This window comes from Chryseolinea lacunae, assembly GCF_016735595.1.
Taxonomy (GTDB): Bacteria; Bacteroidota; Bacteroidia; order Cytophagales; family Cyclobacteriaceae; genus Chryseolinea; species Chryseolinea lacunae.
The window spans coordinates 1-17,501 of the sequence record NZ_JAERRB010000002.1; the positions used below are offsets into that span (position 1 = coordinate 1).

The 17,501-nt window shown below is 46.3% G+C and carries 8 protein-coding genes; 6 read left to right on the forward strand and 2 right to left on the reverse strand.

What is annotated here, in order from left to right:
• Positions 1 to 678: 678 nt before the first annotated feature.
• Complete coding sequence (locus JI741_RS05885; protein WP_202008123.1) at positions 679 to 1,497, reverse strand: hypothetical protein; 819 nt, start codon at positions 1,495 to 1,497, stop codon at positions 679 to 681.
• Positions 1,498 to 1,519: 22 nt separating this feature from the next.
• Positions 1,520 to 3,697 carry a T9SS type A sorting domain-containing protein gene (locus JI741_RS05890; protein ID WP_202008124.1) on the reverse strand — a complete coding sequence of 726 codons (2,178 nt, stop codon included), beginning with the start codon at positions 3,695 to 3,697 and terminating at the stop codon, positions 1,520 to 1,522.
• 1,502 nt (positions 3,698 to 5,199) lie between these two features.
• On the opposite strand from JI741_RS05890, the gene JI741_RS05895 reads away from it, so the two are divergent.
• The 6 genes from JI741_RS05895 (at position 5,200) to JI741_RS05920 (ending at position 16,927) form a co-directional block, all read left to right on the forward strand.
• Positions 5,200 to 8,184: a DEAD/DEAH box helicase gene (locus tag JI741_RS05895; protein ID WP_202008125.1), complete on the forward strand. Its 2,985-nt coding sequence runs from the start codon at positions 5,200 to 5,202 to the stop codon at positions 8,182 to 8,184.
• Positions 8,185 to 8,469: 285 nt separating this feature from the next.
• Complete coding sequence (locus JI741_RS05900) at positions 8,470 to 9,048, forward strand: hypothetical protein (protein ID WP_202008126.1); 579 nt, start codon at positions 8,470 to 8,472, stop codon at positions 9,046 to 9,048.
• A 383-nt stretch (positions 9,049 to 9,431) separates the two neighbouring features.
• On the forward strand, positions 9,432 to 13,007 hold the full coding sequence (locus tag JI741_RS05905; RefSeq protein ID WP_202008127.1) for a SusC/RagA family TonB-linked outer membrane protein: 3,576 nt from the start codon (positions 9,432 to 9,434) through the stop codon (positions 13,005 to 13,007).
• 24 nt (positions 13,008 to 13,031) lie between these two features.
• The gene (locus tag JI741_RS05910) at positions 13,032 to 14,531 is read left to right on the forward strand and encodes a RagB/SusD family nutrient uptake outer membrane protein (protein ID WP_202008128.1); all 1,500 of its coding nucleotides are present in this window, start codon (positions 13,032 to 13,034) and stop codon (positions 14,529 to 14,531) included.
• A 53-nt stretch (positions 14,532 to 14,584) separates the two neighbouring features.
• Complete coding sequence (locus JI741_RS05915; RefSeq protein WP_202008129.1) at positions 14,585 to 15,448, forward strand: zinc-binding metallopeptidase; 864 nt, start codon at positions 14,585 to 14,587, stop codon at positions 15,446 to 15,448.
• A 75-nt stretch (positions 15,449 to 15,523) separates the two neighbouring features.
• Positions 15,524 to 16,927, forward strand: a complete 1,404-nt coding sequence (locus JI741_RS05920) for a DUF4302 domain-containing protein (protein ID WP_202008130.1) — start codon at positions 15,524 to 15,526, stop codon at positions 16,925 to 16,927.
• Positions 16,928 to 17,501 lie beyond the last annotated feature (574 nt).

Below are 17,501 nucleotides of genomic sequence, written 5' to 3' on the forward strand. Positions count from 1 at the left end.
ACTTTTTCATTTCTTCCTCATAGGCCGTAAACAGCCGCAAGCGGAAAATAAGTCAAGGGTGGCTTTGGGCGTGCGAAGGATTCTGCGCGGCCACTCGCGAAGCCCTTGACTTATTTGGAGCGGGGGCTACCTTTGTCTAGTAGGAAGGAATCCCTAGCTCAACTGTCAGATCAAGTACTAGCTATTACAGCTGAAGCTATCTTTATAGTGATGTTGAAATATGGAAAAACCAGCCCACTATCAGGCACATGTTTCCCACATTCCAACATCTTCAACAATTATTACTGACACAGTTTATTTTACAGACCCTGAATGATAATCTGACACCATGTTCCTGTCCGACCAAATCTTACCCTCTCACAAATGTAAGGTGGATTTTGATTGGAACCCGTCAAGGGTAAAATGAACAGCCCCAGGCGCTTGCCTACCCTTCGCTGTCCTTGACTGAACCCACTCAAATTCAGAATCCGCATTTGAGAGTGTAAGGTATAGAATGCAAGCTTCTGATTGCCTATAGAGCCAAGTCTTAACTATTGCAGATAAATGCCTCCCAATATTAATTCGCTCAATGGGCCAGTAGCCAAGTCAATAAAAAGACCTGCAAATCCAAATGCAGGTCTTTTTTAGCGTTTGACACAACATCCGACAATTAAAGTTCAGTGATGCAGCGCTAATTATTTACTTCTTATAACTACTCGTTAACTTCTCGTTCTCCTCTTTCAACCGTTCGACATCGTTTTTGAGCTCAATCACATAAAGCGTCAGCTCCTCAATTTTCTTCAGTAATACAGCATCCATGTTACCAAGGTTTATGCCGACTTGAGCAATATCGCTTTGAGATGGAACGCCCGGCAAATGTTTATGCTGCTGGATAAAAGCGTTGAGTTCAAGCAAGGTTGGGATCTTGTAATCACCTTCAAAAACATAGTCAGGCCAGCTGCCTTGTAGTTTTACCACTACCTCTTCGGCCACAGCCTTACCGGCAACCGCCAATTTGTATCCTTTTGTGTCGGCAACACCAATGCCCAGATTACCATCCTGGTCAAATGTCATCTTATTTTGAACTCCGGCTCCATCTCTCTTGGTCATGAATACAAGACGGGCACCGACACCGTTAGGGACGACGGAATAGCTTGTCCGTTCAGACCAAATGCCAGCAACCTGGCGATGCTGATCTTTTTGTCCTCCGCTATTGGTAAAATAAATTCCGCCGACTTTTGCACCGTTACTGTAGTTATTGACGTTGCGTGCAAATTCAAGTATGGGTCGCCCTTCGTACGTAGTATTAGTAGGAGCGGCAGCTGAAATGGTCAGCACTTTATCGGGGCCATCGTAGGTTGGTGCGGCTGCCTGGTTTGAATTCATAAACGCACATGCCTCAGTAGGACCAATGCCGACACTATAATCTGTTCTGATGCGATCTGAACCGGTCGTGGACCACTGACCGTGACATGTGAACGAGAGACCTGACAATAGGGTAATAGCAATTATTTTCATTTTCTTATTTGATTTATTTGTGTCAATGTTTTTTAACAAGTCGTTTTACGAGGCTGAATTCACTGCATTTCGCCTCCAGGTTGTATAGTCCAGTATTGGCCTCCGGGATTGCAAACGTTAGCACCTGTACACCAGCTTCAAGATAGGCGTCGAACAAGATTTCGCGATTTCCGCCGTAGATGTCTGAGATTGTAATTTGAACGTTTTGAGCCTTGCTGAGATTAACTTGTACATTGTACTTGCCGTTCGTGGGGTTCGGGTAAACTGATAGTTGTTCTACCAATTTGGATGCTTCTTGGTATTTGGCATGCAGCGTTGTGGAGTCGATGATATAAGGTTTGTATTGCTCGTAAATCGAATTGTACTGCGCTCTAATTTTTGCTTCCAGGTTGGCGTTCACTTGTTTGGTAAGTTCTTCTGCGCTAGGCGGCGTATACGGCCGCACAATCTCACGTCCTGCTGATGGGGTGGTGGTGTTACATGCTGTGAGGGGCCCGTTGAAGATTCGAACTGTTGAACCGCTTGCTATCTTAGAGCCAGGTTTAAGCACCACAGATTTGTTGGCTGCAAGCTCAACCGCCGAGGCTGTCACTATTCCAGTAAGTTCGAGCGATTCATAGGCCCAATATTTTCCACCGATGCTGATGTTCCCGAGCGTCTTGTTCATCGAGTTTTTGTAGGCTGGCTCGTTAGATCCTCGCGACAGCATATAAATGTTGTATAGGAGCATATAATCCAGCCCGTTGAATTTTCCAGATGTCTCTCCAAGATTTTTATAGTCTATGTAGCCGTCGGCGCTTTGAGGTCGTTCCCAGCGGCTGACGCCTCGCCAGCCGTTCAGCCCAACATCGTTTACATCGGACGCAGGACGATGATGCGGTCCCTCACATGGTGCGCCGGTTATAATGTGTGCAAAATAGTCCGACCCAATGGTTGTAGAGTTATCATTCAAATATTCATTCAGCAAGGCATAAACTTCTTGATGTTGTTTTAAACCGTAAGATGTCAGGAAATTATCGGTGACATTTGAAAATTTCACAGATGGAGGATCACCTATGTCGGGCAGGGGACCGATTGGCGGAAAGGAAATCTTCAGCCCCGGCAAATCAACGTCAAACTCCCAAAAAATCAATCCTGGTATGAGGGTTTTTCTCTTCTTAGGCGAAATGGCGTATTGCCAAGAGTTCCCGACTGCAGCATAGGTCATAATCAGAGCAGCCTGAAAATCTTGCTTTTTGAAGTCGTAAATCAACGACATGATTGGCGGTCCAGCTAAAGGATCACACAACTCGTACCACCGTTCTTTAGAGAGTGGAGGCAAGGCGGTTGAATAATTTTCCCCGGTTATTTTTTCTGCAGCCGCAACAAGTCCGTATGAGTTCCACTCAGTGAAGATGTTGTCACCATTTTCAAACATTTCTCCGTTTGCCAATTTACCAAACCATCCGTGATTCTCGTACCATTTGGTTATTCTGTTAGTGTAGGCCTGAGCCTTTGCCGAAAAGTCATATCCTCCGTAACTATCGCTGCCGAGGCATTTCTTGACAAGGGCAAACCCCATAAATAAATCAGCGATCTGGTCTTGCGTCATATAAATGTTGCTTTTGGCCGTGTTGGGTTCAATCTTCTCTTCATAGTGATGGTTATAAACTGAATTTATGCGAAAGCTGCCGTCACCTGAATAGCGGGCGACCCAATCGGGGCGAATTCGTTTCAAAAATTCCTTACTTACATCATCTCGAACGAACGTACCATTAAGATCACCAGGTTCGCAGCCAGATCCCCAATGAGGATAATACAAATAGTCAGCCTTTTGATCCAGTCGTTCGTACGCTTTCATGGCATAGTATAGCTCGCGCAAGGTGTTTCCCGTCGCTTGACCGTTGCGTTTAAGGAGTTGATATTCGGTCGCCAAAACACCAATATAGTAGCCTAGATACGATGTTGCGTCTGCCCAAGACAGGTCAACCTTCTCACGATTCTCAGTATTAGTCATGTCTACTGTTTCGGCTGGCAGGCTGTATCCAGTGGCGACGTTACAATTAAGCGGATTTTCTTCGCCCCGCACCAAGAACTCATCGACAAGACGGTATCGGTAGTACCAATATCGATTCTGGTCTTGCCAACTGGTCAGTTGAGCGAAGGTTTCTAGCGACAGCAAGCATGCGAGCATCGCTAAAACGGTTTTAACTTTTATCATTGGATTGTTTTTAAAAAAAATAGATTACTGCTTTGAGGGTGGCGTAATTTTTCAAGACACGCGAAATCCTTTCGGGATGCTTGTATGCTACGAGTTCCAGGGCACATATCCGACAATGCCTGAAATTGGATCACTTCCTGGCGGCCAAAAGCTCTGTTATTTCAAAGGATCTTGTACTCCACTCCACATGAGCTTTGCCTCACGGACTTCGCATCTCATAGGGTTGTCACCAATACCGGGACATCGCGAGCCGTAGGCGGGCGAGGCTTGCAGCCATGGATTAATTGAACCACCTCCATGGCGAGAGTTCTATTCGTTTTCTCATTACATCTATTGCTTACTTCCATAACGTTTCACAAAGAAAAAGCCTCGCACTGCAAGCAAATTGCAGTGAAAAAAAATTCGACTGTGACAGCATTTTCGATCTACGGTGCGATCAGGCCAGGACCCACTTTTGGAATGTATTGTTTTTCGATCAATCGGATCTGAAGCCCATATGATGGAGGAACGCCTGGGGCGGATCTTTTGCGGCGAGCACGGAATAAGCACTGCTACACTTTTCAATTGAAAAGCAAAATATGGCGGACTTGAGGCGAGCCAACTAAAACGCATTAAAGAGCTTGAAAGAAATGATGTCAGTATTCAGCGTGGTTCTTTGATGATCTCATCGAAAAAAAAGCTTTAACGACTGGCGAGGAAAGACAAGTTATGCTTTTTCGGCAAGCCTTAAGGACAAAGTTCTCATTTACGGTCGCAACTTTTGACCACCGAATCTCAGATTGTGATGTGTTGACAAAATGCATTTTTTTGAACCGTAGGCACTATGGTAATATCATAGGTGGATACTCGGTCCGCCACAAATTCTTTCTCTCGTAAAGTGCTGTAAATCCAAGTAATAGTAATCGGTTCAGAGCCCTCCTCTTCACTTATTAAAAATTTTGATTTTTAATAAGTCCTGAAGGAAAAGGTTCGAACTACCGACCCTCCAGTCTACTGCCCTGATTTTATACAAGGATCAAGATGGAAGAAATACGGACATCTTGAGTTGAAATTTATTCAGCCAGCAAAGCCAAATTGAGCGCTTCAACAGAACCTATCGCGATGAAGTCCTAGGTGCTTACTTGTTCGATGACTTACATCAGGTTAGATATGAGAACAGAGAAGTTTATCTGAACACAACAATGTTCGACCTTAGATAACTTTAGGCCACGGGCGTTCCTGTTGAAATGTGGAAGCCCCCAGGCCGACACCGAGTATCCCCACATTCCAACAAGGGGTTAAGATGGTAATTATTACATTCGAGTGTAGCTACTATGGGAAAGCTTACGCTACCATGTGACCAGTCCCCAGACTGGCGATTCTAAATTCTCAAACTTTAAACGGATTGATAACATCAGTCTTACTTTGCAAGTGATCTACAGCTTAAGGTATACTACAAATTGGTAAATTTAAGTGGTTAGTCTTTGGGCTGGACCTTCCCTTACCACTTAGCTCCGTAATTAATGATCGATAAAAAAATCACCATCCTTATTGGGAAAGCCATAAGGGAAGGAAAATATCTGAATATTACCTACAAAAACAGAAGTGGTGAGGTCACGCCATTTTGGATAAGCGTGTACGATATTACTGCTCGGGGAGAACTACGTGGGAACATATTCAATGTCACGAAGGACAACCCTATATTGGACGGTAAAATATTTATATCGGAAATCCAGTCTGCTGAAATCCTTAAGTTCTCGCACTATGACGTTCCGGAAAAACTTATATCAAAACTGGACCATGATGATAGCTTGCTGATTTATGATTTCTATCGGTATGATAACAATATTCTGGACTATTACCTGGAATGCTATAAAGCAAACAGAGATCCTTTTCTGCACAAAGCCCATTTAATTGAAGGCTTGGATTTACCGGAATTGGTGAAGACAACCCCCTATTCACTAACCGATAAACAGCAAAGGCAGATCATTCAGGAAATCTACAGCAACGATTATAAATCATTCCATGATTATGAATTGGCCCTATGCGAGTTCTCTCTTGATCTGATGTCAAGAGGCAAATTTGTAATTGCTTTCAGAAAGCTGACGTTTGATCCTGTTCGTAAAACCCTTCGTCTGGCAAGCAAAACGCAATTCAATCCGAACTTTTACATTCAGGGAGTAAGACACTCGCTGTCGTACTACACAGATTTAAGTCCGGCTGATTTTGAAACGCTGTATGCCAGGGATAAAGCTGAGACTATTGAAATGGTGAGAAGTAGTTTTAAAACAGGCGAGCTACCAAACACACGACCTGAGGTGGTCGTTTTAGGATACAATCAAATCGATATTGCCGGGATCTATGATAACATTAATGAAGACCACCAGAACAATGAAGTGCAAATTCCCATAAAAGCATTTTTTCAAAACCTGTCGCTGCTGGACAGAAAGAATAGAAAAGAGCCACACATCGTGCTGTATGATAAGCATGTGAATATCGATCAGCTTCGCACGGTTTACAATGCATTAAAATACCCGATCACGTACGTGCAAGGGCCACCGGGCACGGGCAAAACACAAACGCTTCTTAATATTATCGTGAATTGCCTCACCAACGGCAAAACGTTGTTGATCTCATCCAATAACAATGTGCCCTTGGATGGGATCAAAGATAAATTGGACTTAGGGAAGTATCGTGATAAAAATATTTTGTTCCCCGTAGTCAGGCTGGGTAATGTGGAATACATCGCGCAGGCATTAAAAACAATCAGGGCGTTGTATGCCTTTGAAACGAAAGATGTACCCAAGGAGGAACTGCTTTTTAACTTAAAAGAAAAATCGAAGGAGAATAACAAGTTACTACTGGGTAAGCTCAAGCAATACGAAGATAGGTTAGACTTAGCTCAAAACATCGAATTCGTAAACAGCTTATTGGCGAAAGAAAGAAACCATCTGCTGGAAAAGGAGAAGGACGTACTGGAAGAGAAACTTGGTCAGATACCGGAGATCAATAATGACGATTTGAATAACATCTATGAAGTAATAAAGGGAAATCACCAATTGCTTCAGTTTTTTTATTTCGAATCACTACGTTGTGTAAAACGCCTGAGAACGAAGGATTACCAGGAGCTTATTGAAATCCTGGAACTTGAAGACGAGTTTGACCAAATAAAAGAATTTAATAGGTGGATTGCGGACGACGAGAATCTGGAAAAGTTCACACGGGTATTCCCCATCATCCTCACGACTAATATATCCAGTCGCAAACTGGGTAGAAAGTTTAAGTTTGATCTGCTGGCTATCGATGAAGCCGGCCAGTGTGATGTAGCCACCAGCCTTATCCCCATTTCCAAGTGTAAAAACATGGTGTTAATAGGTGACACCAACCAACTAAAACCGATTGTTCTTTTTGAAGAAACCAGAAACGAGGAACTGATGAAACAGTTCGCGGTTGGTGAAGCGTATGACTACTACCAGAATTCAATTCTTTCAACGTATAAGAGAATAGATAATATTTCTCGGGATATTTTATTGAGCTATCATTATCGCTGTGGTAAAAAGATCATTAGTTATTCAAACATGCGGTTTTATGAGAATAAGTTGAATCTTTCGATGCTGAGTAACATCGGTGAGGTGCAGCTTATCAATGTGAATAATGTAAACCATAAACTGAAGAACTCTACCCTGGAAGAGGCACAGGAAATTGTAAATCACATAAGGATTAACAGGCTATCCGACGTTTTCATTATCACCCCATTCAGAAACCAGGAAGAAGTTTTAAATCATTATCTGCAGGCGGCAAAAGAGAAGGGTGAAATTGATCCCGCGATAAGTTGTGGAACAATTCATAAAGTCCAGGGTCAGGAAAACAAAACTATAATCATATCAACATCGATTTCGGGAAATACAACGCTCCGCACATACGATTGGGTGAAGAACAATAGTCAGTTGATTAATGTTGGTGTTACCCGGGCACAGGAAAAACTTGTGGTGGTTACAGACAAAAAGGCTATAGATATTTTATCCAGGAAGGATGATGACTTATATGCACTAATTGAATATGTTGAAAAACATGGAGCCACCCAGATTTCACAAAGTGTGGTAAATAGGTTTACCATTGGGTTCTCGCAAAATTCAATATTCGAGGACGAGTTCTATAAAACCATGAGCCACTATTGTACAGTGCAGGGAACCCGATTCGAAAGGAACGTAAAATTAATCGATCTGTTTCCGGAGGAGATCAATAATTCAGCATTAAATAAACGAGAGTTTGATGGAGTCATCTATGTGGGTAAGGTGCCTCAGATCGTATTTGAGATCAATGGTGCCGAGCACTATCACGATAGAAAGCGAATGGACTCTGATAAGCTTAAAACGCAACTCCTGAACAGCAAAAACCTGAAATTGATTTTTGTTCCGAATCAATACGTTAAGCACTACGAATTTTTACGCGAATTGATCAATAAAATAAGAGGTGGCGTGTATCAAAAAACCTTGTTTGACATCTAATAGAACGATGGTGTAAGCAATGTCACCTTTGTGACCCCTTTATCTTGTCTCGTAAACTTCCTGATAACTAAGCTCCTCTCATACAATCTATTCAAATCCGCATAAAATTAGTTGAACAAGATGTTTGATGAGAAATTTGCGATATTAAAGTAAAGTATTTGACTTGAGTGCACCGGCGTTTATCTTTTTTAACTGAGTGGAATCAATGAGGATATTTACTAGAGCGGGTTGGGCAGATAAACGCGCTGATTGAATGAGTTCCTATGTTTAATCCTATCAATCTTTATGTTTGAAATCATCGCAGAAACAGCTGCAGAAGTAGTGGTCGAAGTTCTCTTCAGAATTCCTGTCATATTGTATAGATGGATTACAGGCAAAGACGGCGAACGCATCAACGACTATAAAACAGACCGGAAAAGGTTTATTCAATTTGAAGGAATGAAGAAGCGTATTTTGGTTGAGGAACGCGACATCGCCCTTGTTAAATCCAAGATTTCTGAAACACTAGGGGAGCTTGCCGAAAGCCTGGTCATCGACGACTTTCAATTTCAAACCACAGATCAAGGAACGATCATTCATGCCCCCAGGTCAATATCATTTTTTACGTTCCATTTTTTAATTCAAGCGTTGGGCCGGCGGGACATCGTGGCGATAGGTCTTGTCGAGTCCACGCGGTTTGCCTATTCTGCTTACAACGATCCAAATTCGGTGAACGTGATCGGACAGACGTACATGGGAAACCGGTTTTTTATTTCCCTGGTCGAAGATTATTCAAAAAAGCAATTTCTCAGAGTGAACAATAGAATAAAAACGAACCCTGCATATAAGGTGCGTGCGTTGAAAAATGAATTGAGGCAGATATAAACAATATCTGGGGCGTTAGAACGATCCGTTCAATAAGTGCGCTGAGATCCAAGCAGAAAAAAATATTTTTTGAAAAAACACCACTGCAAGTTTTTTGCAGTGGTGTGGACTACGTTTGTGTCAGGCCATAGCAGTTTGGTTTTCGGTTCCTGGTTTGAGCCCGGCGTGTAGCCATAGCGGTAATGCCTGGGTAGACTTTACTATCGGAGCGTTGGTTGTTTTGCACGGTGGAGAGTTTTTTCTCCTTTGAGGGTAGCCGTGCACGCTCAGGTAGAGTTTGCCCGGTGTTATCACACATAATTTTTCAGTCTGATCTCCGTGGAACGGGTTCAAACAGGAACTGATTTTGTCTTCTTGAATACGTAATTAACCTAACCTCGCCTATGATGAAATGTTTACACACGGTGCCTGTACACTTGCCGGTTAAGGAACAACTCATTCCTCTTCTGTTCACCGCCTTGTTTTCGGTGGGCCTATTGTCAGCTTCTGCGGGTGGTAATGCGCACGGCGTCCGGAAGAATCTTTGGGGCGACAACGTTGCGGCATTGTCCGGAGTCAAGCTGCACTCGCTTCCTGCTATGGCCGTTGCGAGTGCCGCGGTTAGCAAGATCATGCAGCAAGCGGTTACCGGAAAGGTTGTGGATGAAAACGGAGTTGCATTGCCGGGAGCTTCGATTTTGATTAAGGGATCGACCCGGGGCACGGCCGCAGATGCTGGAGGGGCGTATACCCTCACCGTAAATCCTGACGATGTGCTGGTGTTTTCGTTTGTTGGTTTTGAATCGCAGGAAGTTCTGGTGGGGAGTCAGACCGTGGTGAACGTTACGCTGAAAGGCTTCACGGCCTTGGAGGAAGTGGTGGTGACCGGCTATGGCGATGTTTCCAAGCGAACGTATACAGGCGCCGCGCAAAGTCTGGCCATGGAAGATGTGCACGTGAAAGGGCTTGGCGACGTTTCTCAGATGCTGCAAGGCCGTGCCGCCGGTGTTAACATACAAAACGTGTCGGGCACGTTTGGTGCAGGTCCGAAAATCACCATTCGCGGTGCGTCGTCCATCACCGGCGATGGCAAACCGTTGTGGGTGGTTGACGGTGTGGTGCAGGAAGATCTGGTGAATCTGTCGCTGAGCGACCTGGTATCGGGCAACACAAGTACCCTCATCGGGTCGTCGGTGGCCGGTCTTAACCCGAACGATATTGAAAGCTTTGAGATATTGAAGGACGCTTCGGCCACCGCGTTGTATGGCTCGCGGTCGCTGAATGGTGTCATTGTTATCAAGACAAAACGCGGACGTCGCGATGCCCCGCTGTCGGTGAGTTATTCGGGCGAGTTCACCACCCGTCATGTGCCCACGTATGCTAACACCGACATCCTGGACTCGAAGGAAAATTTCGGCATCCTGAAAGAGTTGGAAAACAAGGGCCTGCTCGACATCACAACCATCAGCCAAAGCCGCTACAGTGGTGCATACGGCATCATGGCCAATCGCATCAACACGTTCGACCCGGAGACCGGCGCGTTCCAAGTAGCAAACAACCCACAAGCGCGAAACCAGTTTCTCCAAACCTACGAGCAGGCAAACACGAACTGGTTCAACACCTTGTTCAAATCGTCAGTAACACAGAATCACACAATCAGCCTGTCGGGAGGTGGACACAACAATCAGTTTTATTCTTCCGTCGGATTATACAAAGATCCCGGTTGGACCATCGCCGACAAAGTGGACAGGTTATCGCTCAATCTCCGCAATACTTTTTTTCTGAAGAGAGATGCGCAACTCACGGTGTCAATGCTCGGTTCCTATAGGCAGCAATTGGCGCCGGGATCGTTCAACCGAAATTCGGACGACGTATATGGTTCACTCACGCGCGACTTCGACATCAATCCGTATTCGTATGGACTCAATACCAGCAGAACACTCCGGCCTTACGATGACAACGAAAACCTGGAGTATTATACTTTCAACTGGGCACCCTTTAATATTCTGAACGAAACAAAAAACAACTTCACCGATGTGCGCGTGCAGGACATAAAACTGCAAACCGATTTTCAGATACCGTTGTTCCACAATAAGGTGCAGTATGCTTTTGTTGGGGCGGTTCGGTATGCAAACAGTGTGAGCGAACATCAGATCACCGAGGATAGCAATGTGGCGGGAGCGTACCGGGCCGACGACAACACGGTTATCCGCGACGCCAACATTTTTCTCTGGAAAGATCCGGACAATCCCACACGTCCGCCCGTGGTGGTGCTGCCCGAAGGAGGGCTTTATTTCAGGACCGAAAATTTTCTTCGAAACTATTATGTGAGAAACTCGCTCACGTTTAAGGAGACCTTTAATGCCGATCACGAGTTTGATGCATTTATCGGGCAGGAAATTCGGTTTGTGAATCGTGAAGAAACCGGATTCGAGGGCTATGGGCTCGACTATTCGGGTGGGAAAATTCCGAACACCGATCCGAATATCATTTCCAAGGTGCTGGGAGAACAAGGGTCCTATTTCACGCTGGGAAGTCCCCGAAACCCCGGCGACAGGGCCGGCACAACCAGTGAACGAACGGCCAGTTTTTTCTCGCGCCTTACCTATGGATTCAGAGGCAAATATTTCTTTTCCTTCACGGGAAATCTCAACGCCTCCAACACGCAAGGACTGCGGAATGGAAAAGTGCGCTGGACGCCGACCTATACTTTTGGTGCAAAATGGAACGCGAAGGAAGAAAGTTTCTTCCGGGACTATGGCTGGCTAACAACCCTGAATCTTCGTGCATCGTATGGCCTCACCGCCATCGCGGGCACGGCCACGAACACGTTGGCCGTGTTGCGCAGCAACATTACACAAGGACGCTGGCGCATTAATGACCGCGAATCAGCTATCACAATCGAAGACCTGCGCAACAACGACCTCACCTACGAGAAACAATTTGAAACCAACATCGGCCTGGATCTAGGGCTCGCGAAAAACCGGATTAACGTGACGGCCGACATCTATCAGCGAAAAGGATTTGATCTTTTTGACTACGTGCGCACATCGGCAGTAGGGGGACAAGCCGTCAAATTCATCAACAACGCCGACATGACGACCCGCGGCGCTGAAGTTTCCCTGCGCACCAAAAACATAAGCTCGGGAGCGTTCACGTGGACGTCGACATTAAATTTCTCTGCCTTCCGGCAACGTGTCACGCAAATTGAAAGCAAGCCCACATTGTTGGATGCTATTGACGACACAGGCGCGAGCTTTATTGGCTATCCGAGAAACTCCCTGTTCTCCATTCAATTTGCAGGGCTCACCGACAAAGGACTTCCATCGTATACAATTCCGGACGAAGACAAAACGTTTGGTGTCGATTTTCAGGACACAGGCGTTACGCTAACCACGCCTGAGGGACAGGCGAAAGGTCTGTTGTCTTATCTCAAATATGAGGGGCCGACAGACGCGAACAAGACGATCAGCCTGCAAAACACTTTCCACTACAAAAACTGGTCGCTGGGCTTTTTCATCACGGCATCGGGAGGCAATAAGGTTCGGTTACCAGCCATGTTTGGTGCTAGTTCTTTCACAGACCTGACGGTGTATTCCAAAAGTTTCATCAACCGCTGGGCGTTGGCCGGCGACGAGAAGGTGACGTCGTTTCCCGTCATTCCCGATTCCAGGTTAACGCAAGAGAACGGCCTGACCGAACTTGCCAGGGCCTACAACGCCTACAACTTTTCGACACAGCGCGTGGCCGATGGCTCGTATGTGCGACTGCGCACGGTGAATCTGAGCTACACACTTTCCAAAGAACTGCTGACCAAACTGTATGTGAAGAGCATGGTCATTAGCGCGCTGGTGCAAAACCCGTGGTTGATTTATGCGGACAAAAAACTGAACGGCGTCGATCCCGAATTCTACAACTCCGGAGGCGTGGCCCAACCAATCACCCGACAGTATACTCTTTCTCTGAACCTCGGACTTTAATAACCGTCAAAAAAAGTCACTGCTATGAAACTAAAAATATGCTATATAACGCTGATGGTTTTGGCACTTGGAGCGTGCACAAATTTTCTGGATGAACCGCTTGACAACCGGACGATTGTGGATACACAAGACAAAGTTGCCAAGCTGCTGGTCAATGCTTATGCAGACGCACAGTATGCCGAATTCGCAGAAAGCATGTCGGACAATGCAGACGACAAAGGTCCGGTGGCGCAAGCCAGCACGCAAGGGCAGTCAAACGTGGAGGCCTACCACTGGAATGACTATGCGTCGCTGACCGACCTGGACTCGCCGACGAATTTTTGGGAAAGGAGTTATGCGGCCATTGCCCATGCCAACCAGGCGCTGGCATCGCTGGAACAAATTGGCGGAGACAAAACCCGCTTGGCGGCATTGCGCGGTGAAGCCTTGCTGGCCCGGGCCTATGCCCACTTCATGCTGGTGAACTTCTTTAGCCTGCGCTACAATCCGGCCACGGCCGCGAGTGAGCTGGGAATACCCTATGTGCTTTTGCCGGAAGAGAATGCCATCGTGCACTATCAGCGCGAAACGATGGCAGAAACCTATCGCCTGATAGAAGCCGACCTGACCGAAGGGTTGACACTGGTGACGAATGACTACAAGGAGCTGAAGTTTCATTTTAACGAGAAAGCCGCGCATGCATTTGCTACACGCTTCTACCTGTACAAGGGCGCGTGGGACAAGGTGATTGAAAATGCCACGCTTGTGCTGGGCAACAACGCACCCGAGCTGTTGGTGCGCGATATGGTTTCGGCTTCGGTAAGTGAGCTGACCTACACCCAACGCGCCACGCAATATTCGTCTGTGACAGAACGGGCAAACCTGATGGTGTCTTGGGCTCACTCCCTGGTGGGACGAAATTTTGCTTCGTTTCGCTATGGTCTCACAGCCGCGAAGGTCGATGAATTGTTTGCGGACCGAACCACCAATCCCTTCCGGAAAGCCTGGGGTTATACTATCTATGGCACCGACGTGTATAATAATATTCCCAAGTATGATGAATATTTCAGAATCACGAACGTGACGGCAGGAACGGGCGACCCCTATGCGTCTCTGGTTCATTTCACAAACGACGAAGTGTTGTTGAACCGGGCCGAAGCCTACGCAATGCTGGGCCAATTTGAAAACGCATCAAGCGACCTAACGGCCTACCTCTCGCAAAAAATCGACAGCTTCAATCCGGCTACCGACGAAGTAAGTCTCGCCTTGATGAACACCACGTATCCGGCGATTGCGAACGAATACACTCCGCCCTATGCACTCACCAGCGATCAGGCCGCCTTCATCAAAGGCATTGCCGAATTCAGGCGGCGCGAGTTTTATCACGAAGGCATGCGGTGGTTTGATGTGAAGCGGTTCAACCTGGAGGTTAGACACAAACAGGTTGATGGCGATCCCATTGTGCTGGCCAAGGACGATGCGAGACGTGCTCTGCAAATTCCCCAGTCGGCCTTGGCGTTTGGAATTGTGGCCAACCGACGATGAACATGCGTGCACAGAAAAGACATTTTAGTTTCAGAAGAACGCAAACGAAAAATATGAACAGAATCATAAGCATCATTCCGAGTTGGCTTTCGCTGGCAGTGTTGGTGGTCGTACTGGCCACCTGCAGTTCCGACGAATCCCTTTCGCCCGGCAGCAACCTCAGCACCACCGCCGTTCCCCTCAATGCACTAGACACCTGGATAAACGACAACTTCACAAAACCCTATAACATCGAGGTGGTGTACCGTTGGTCGGAATCGCTGGTGGACCAAAGCCGATACCTGCACCCGCCGCTGGCCGACAGTGTGCGGCCCGCGTTGAATGTGTTGCACAAACTTTGGATCGAGCCCTACACGGCCGTGGGCGGTGCGGGCTTTGTCGAGAAAATCGCGCCACGCCAAATCGTATTGGTGGGGGGGAGAAATGTGAATCCATCGAACACCATCACCCTGGGCCTGGCAGAGGCAGGGAAACGGATCAGCCTTTTTGAAATCGATCTTCTCAACAAAAAGAACAAAGGCGAAATCGATCAGTTCATTCACACGATTCAGCATGAGTATGTCCACATCCTGAATCAGACCAAACCTTTTGATGAGGCGGCTTATGGCACAATTTCACCGGAAGGCTACACGGCGCAGTGGTTCAACGAGACAACGGACGGTTCGCGCGAGGAGGGTTTTATCACATCCTATGCGCGCGCCAGTGAAATAGAGGATTTCGCCGAAATGGCGTCCACCATGCTGAACATGAGCCGCACCGAGTGGGATGACTTGCTTGTGTCTATCGGGGGCACAGGGCAATCGCGGCTTCGTCAAAAGGAGCAAATCGTGGTTGACTATTATAAGACTGAATACAACCTGGACTTGTATGTGTTGCAAGACTCGGTCTATCGTGCCACCCAACGACTTATTGAATAGATTCAAAACAAACTACAGATTCCAATGGCGAGGTGTTGTCCAATCATTGGGAGGAAGTTTTAAAACATGACTAGGATGAAAAAACTGAAGCATATTTTTCACAGAACGGTGGCCAGCGCGCTATTGGTTCTTATCCTGATTGCATTTGCTTGCCAGGACAATAAAGTTGATCCGGTTTTTCATAAATCACCGGCCGAGCGAAGCCTGGAAAGTATTAATTCTTTGCGTGAGCTGTTGAAAGCCAGCGAAGACGGATGGATTGTTTCGTACAAGCCCAGTAAAAATGAAACGGGTTCCTATCAATTTGTCTTTAAGTTTCTGAAAGATTCGATTGTGGAAGCGGCCTCCGACTTTTCGCAAAACGATCTGAACCCGGTGAGATCGGAGTACACAGTTCTTCAAGGATCGACCACAAAACTTTCGTTCTCCACGTTTGGGGCGTTGCATAGATTATCGGACTCCGATTTCTCACCTATTCCTGGCGACAGAGGCGCGGGTCTTAAAGGAGATTTTGAATTTCTATACTATGGCCAAAACGCTGGGGGCGATTTGATCTTCCGCACAAATCGCACACAGGATACGGTGATCTTTCGCAAGAGCACTCCCGGTGCACTGAACGATCTTGCACAGTCGTATGCAAACCTTGGCAGGTTGACGGGTCGGCGATCGGTTTATCGCACGTTGCAGGAAACAAATGGCAATAAGATTGTGAAGTCGGCCTTCGATTTACCGTATGATGCGCGTGTGATAATGATTCAATCCGTGGAACAAATGGTGGTGGGGGCCACGCTTATTTCTTCGTACTATGACGGTTATGTGACCGGATATGGATTAACGCCACAAGGCATATTTCTGGATTCAGTGAAGCTGAGCAACGGAAGCTTCATAAAGAATGTCGCGTTCAGCTACGATGCCACACGCAATCGTTTTGCTGCGACACTAAAAGGCGGCGCAGAACTTTCCATTGGCGATGCCGACGGTCCGATAGTTCCGGTGAATGGCCAGAAGTTTATGCTTGATCCAACGTTGACGTCAAGCCTTGCGTTCTTCTATGGCGACGAGGACCTGGGTGGGCTAACCACGCCGGAATTTAACAGACTTTTCGAGAAGGTGAGTGACATCGGTTTGGCACCCCGATTCTCATTCGCGATGCAGGTGACCTATAACGGAACCAAAATTGACTTCATCTCGATGCCGGGAACGGCCAGTGTCACGAACTCAACCGTGAGGCCGCTATTGGTCTTTGAGGACAAGGGCGATCGTTTGGTTATGAAAAGGAATGGCTTCAGAGATCCCGACAGCGTGGTAAAGCCTGCAAACGAGGCTTTGTACAATGAGTTTATGGACTTCATAACCGACCCCGAGGGATTCTATGTCGAAAACCTGGGAAGGGTAACACGGTACTCGAATCTGATTTTTACATTCACCAGTGTGAAAGACCCGTCGGTGAGGTTCGGCATGTATCACGTGGCGAGGTAAAATTGTTTTTTGAAGACTGATTTCGGGTTGAGTAGTCAGAGCGAACGCCGCTGCAAATTCGTTTTGTAATTTTATGGATGTCCTAAATACCTGAGCAAAAAGCCACAATGCGTTGTGGTTTTTTTGTTCCCGTGGTGTTGCGTTACTGATGTTTTTGTAGCATGAAGAGTAAATTCAGGCTCTGGCACATCTCATAGAAGTTCACAACGGGGCATAGCTAGACTAATCTTTGTGTCTATATTGACCGTAATTTTCCATAGATTAGTATGTGTTGATGTTGCGATTTTAATTGATGATATTTCTGTCACACCTTCTGTTTTTCCTCAAACCTGATAACGAATGTCCAAAAAAATTAAGAGGACTTTTTGTCTTGCTATTTTTTGTTTTTTTTGCAACTCTTTCTGCCAGCATGCTGTCATTGATAGGAAAATAGTTGAGCTTGATTAATGGATGAGTAAGAAATAAACTTCATAATGATGTGTAGGGCCAGCGTTAAATTCTTCGAGGCGTTCAGCCATTCCGGTTGTCATAGAGCCTTTATTCAATGCTGTGTGGTAGTTGTTACCCTGCTTCT

Bases quoted from the DNA above. Each gene is read 5' to 3' on its own strand.
- JI741_RS05900 (WP_202008126.1), top strand. From the start codon at position 8,470: ATGTTTGAAATCATCGCAGAAACAGCTGCAGAAGTAGTGGTCGAAGTT.
- JI741_RS05910 (WP_202008128.1), top strand. From the start codon at position 13,032: ATGAAACTAAAAATATGCTATATAACGCTGATGGTTTTGGCACTTGGA.
- JI741_RS05885 (WP_202008123.1), bottom strand. From the start codon at position 1,497: ATGAAAATAATTGCTATTACCCTATTGTCAGGTCTCTCGTTCACATGT.
- JI741_RS05920 (WP_202008130.1), top strand. From the start codon at position 15,524: ATGAAAAAACTGAAGCATATTTTTCACAGAACGGTGGCCAGCGCGCTA.
- JI741_RS05890 (WP_202008124.1), bottom strand. From the start codon at position 3,697: ATGATAAAAGTTAAAACCGTTTTAGCGATGCTCGCATGCTTGCTGTCG.
- JI741_RS05905 (WP_202008127.1), top strand. From the start codon at position 9,432: ATGATGAAATGTTTACACACGGTGCCTGTACACTTGCCGGTTAAGGAA.
- JI741_RS05915 (WP_202008129.1), top strand. From the start codon at position 14,585: ATGAACAGAATCATAAGCATCATTCCGAGTTGGCTTTCGCTGGCAGTG.
- JI741_RS05895 (WP_202008125.1), top strand. From the start codon at position 5,200: ATGATCGATAAAAAAATCACCATCCTTATTGGGAAAGCCATAAGGGAA.